Origin of the sequence: Verrucosispora sp. SN26_14.1 (assembly GCF_004307965.1) — a bacterium.
GTDB lineage: Bacteria > Actinomycetota > Actinomycetes > Mycobacteriales > Micromonosporaceae > Micromonospora.
The window spans coordinates 1-2,619 of record NZ_SISL01000638.1; the positions used below are offsets into that span (position 1 = coordinate 1).

Annotated in this window: 1 protein-coding gene and 2 pseudogenes; 2 read left to right on the forward strand and 1 reads right to left on the reverse strand. The window is 74.7% G+C overall.

Annotated elements, in window-relative coordinates:
* Nucleotides 1-731: pseudogene (locus tag EYA84_RS30265) on the forward strand (ATP-dependent DNA ligase); the annotation flags it as partial.
* Nucleotides 732-764: 33 nt separating this feature from the next.
* Here the strand turns inward: EYA84_RS30265 and EYA84_RS30270 are convergent.
* Nucleotides 765-1,616, reverse strand: a complete 852-nt coding sequence (locus EYA84_RS30270) for an SURF1 family protein (protein ID WP_131057625.1) — start codon at nucleotides 1,614-1,616, stop codon at nucleotides 765-767.
* Nucleotides 1,617-1,852: 236 nt separating this feature from the next.
* On the opposite strand from EYA84_RS30270, the pseudogene EYA84_RS30275 reads away from it, so the two are divergent.
* Nucleotides 1,853-2,619: pseudogene (locus tag EYA84_RS30275) on the forward strand (cobyrinic acid a,c-diamide synthase); the annotation flags it as partial.

Genomic DNA, 2,619 nt, shown 5'->3' on the forward strand with positions numbered 1-2,619 from the left:
CGAGCGCCGCCGCCCGCCGGGCCACCGGGGCATCCGTCGCCCCAGCGGTCCGTGCCGCCGCCGCACGGACCGGTGAGACCGTGCTCGTGCCGTACTTCTTCGATCTGCTGCACCTCGACGGCGCGGATCTGATCGACCTGCCCGGTCGCGAGCGGTGGGCCGCGCTCGCCGCGACCGTCGACGCGTCGGTGCTGGTCGGGCGGATCGAGGTGGACGGGCCGGAGCAGGCCGGCGCGGCATTCGCCGCCGCGCTCGACGCCGGCCAGGAGGGCGTCGTGGTGAAGTCGCCCGACGCGCCCTACGACGCGGGTCGGCGCGGTGCGGCCTGGGTGAAGGTGAAGCCCCGGCACACCCTCGACCTGGTGGTGCTCGCCGTCGAGTGGGGCAGTGGTCGGCGCAGCGGCTGGCTGTCGAACCTGCACCTCGGGGCGCGGGATCCGGCCACCGGCGGATTCGTGATGCTCGGCAAGACCTTCAAGGGCCTCACCGACGAGCTGCTGCGGTGGCAGACCGAACGGTTCCTGGAGCTGGCCGTGGAGCGCGGGGACTGGGTGGTGCGGGTCCGGCCCGAACAGGTCGTGGAGATCGCCTTCGACGGGGTGCAGACCAGCTCACGCTATCCGGGCGGGGTGGCTCTCCGGTTCGCCCGGGTGGTCCGCTACCGCGACGACAAGACCGCCGCCGAGGCCGACACCATCGACGCCGTACGCGCCATCCACGCCGGCCGCTGACCAGCGCAGACAGAGCTGGCCGGGGCGGGCTGCTCAGGCAGAGCTGGTCGGAGCCGTGCTGCTCGTCGCGGGGCTGCTCGGGGCCGGTTCGGCGGCCCGGTCGCGCGGGCGGTCGTCGTCGGGCACACCGGCCAACCGGCGGGCCTCCCGGCGGGCGATCCAGCCGTAGCCGAAGAGCGTCATCGCCGCGAAGATCCACCACTGCACGACATACCCGAGGTTCTGCCAGTTGTTGGCGTGCCCCACCGGCACCGCACGGAAGACCGGGTCGGCGGCCGGGGTCTGCTCGTCGAGCAGCACGTACGCCCCGTGCACCGGGTACGGCAACTGCGCGGCGAGCTGCGGTACGGCGACCCGGCGGGTCTCCAGCCGGCCCTCCCGTCGGGCCACGTTGCCGGAGCCGCTCTCGCTGGCGTGCACCCGGCCCTCGACGGTCACCTCACCGGCCGGCGCCGCCGGCACCTCGGGCTGGGCCATCGCGCCGCCGGGCGCCGGTGGGATCCAGCCCCGGTTCACCAGGACGGCGGTGCCGTCGGCCAGCACCAGCGGGGTGAGCACCTCGAAGCCGACCTTGCTCTCCACCGTCCGGCCCCGGACGAGGACCACGTTGTCGGTGTCGTACCGGCCGGTCGCGATCACCCGGATGAAGGTCCGGTCCTCGGCCGGTGCCGGGCCGACGCTGCCAGCGCCGCCGGTGGGCGCGGGCACCGCCTCGCGCAGCGGCATCGGGTCCATCCGCAACCCGGCGTCGATGCGTTCGTTGACCGCCGTCCGACCGTGGTAGCGGTCCAGTTGCCAGTTGCCGAGCATCACCATGATCGTGGCGAGGACCAGGGTCAGCGCGAGGATGCCCAGCCAGCGCGGCGTCAGCAGGAACCGGTACACGCCACGAGGCTACCCGTATGACCGTCGCCACTGCGCCGCCCCGCCCGTCGAGGTGACGGCCGGAAACCGGCCGGTCGACGACGGAGCGTGTCGGTGCCGGGGCGGTCCGCTCCGGTCGGGCGGATCGAAGTGGGTCGGGACGGCGGGCGGCGCCTACGGGCGACCGGCGTGGGTTATCGTCACGCGCACGGGGCGCGCCGACGGTCGGCACGCTCTCCGCTCGCGAGGAGTCGATGATGACCGTCGTGCCGCGTCTGGTGCTCAGTGCCCCCTCGTCGGGGCACGGCAAGAACGCGTTGGCGATCGGCATCCTCGCCGCGCTCGCCGATCGCGGTCTCGACGTGGCCGGATTCAAGATCGGCCCGGATCCGGTCGACGCCGCCTACCTCGGGCTCGCCGCCGGGCGACCCGGGCGCATCCTGGACCCTCGGCTGATGGGCACCGACCGGCTCGCGCCGCTGCTGCTGCACGGTGCCGCCGACACCGGGCTCGCCGTGGTGCAGGGCAGCATGGGCCTCTACGACAGCCTCAGCGGACGCTGCGAGACCGAGTCGACCGCAGCGGTCGCCACCGCCCTGCGCAGCCCGGTGGTGATGGTGGTCGACGTCGCCGCGATGGGCCAGTCGGTGGCCGCCCTGGTGCACGGCTTCCGGGCGTACGACGAGCAGCTCTGGATCGGGGGCGTGATCCTCAACCGGGTCGCCTCCGCCCGGCACGAGACGCTGCTGCGCGAGGCGCTCGACGACATCGGCATACCGGTCTACGGCGCGCTGCGCCGCCAGGACCTGCCGGCCGTGCTGCCGAGCCGCCGGCACGGGGTGATGCCGGTGCTGGAGAACGGCGGCGAGGCCGCGCGGGCGGTCCGCCGGCTCGGTGAGGCGGTCGCCGCCACCGTCGACCTGGAACGGCTGCTCGGGCTGGCCCGGTCGGCCCCCGCACTCGCGGTGTCGCCGTGGTCGCCGCACCCGGAGGGGGCCGCCGCACCGCCGGTGCCGGCCGGTGC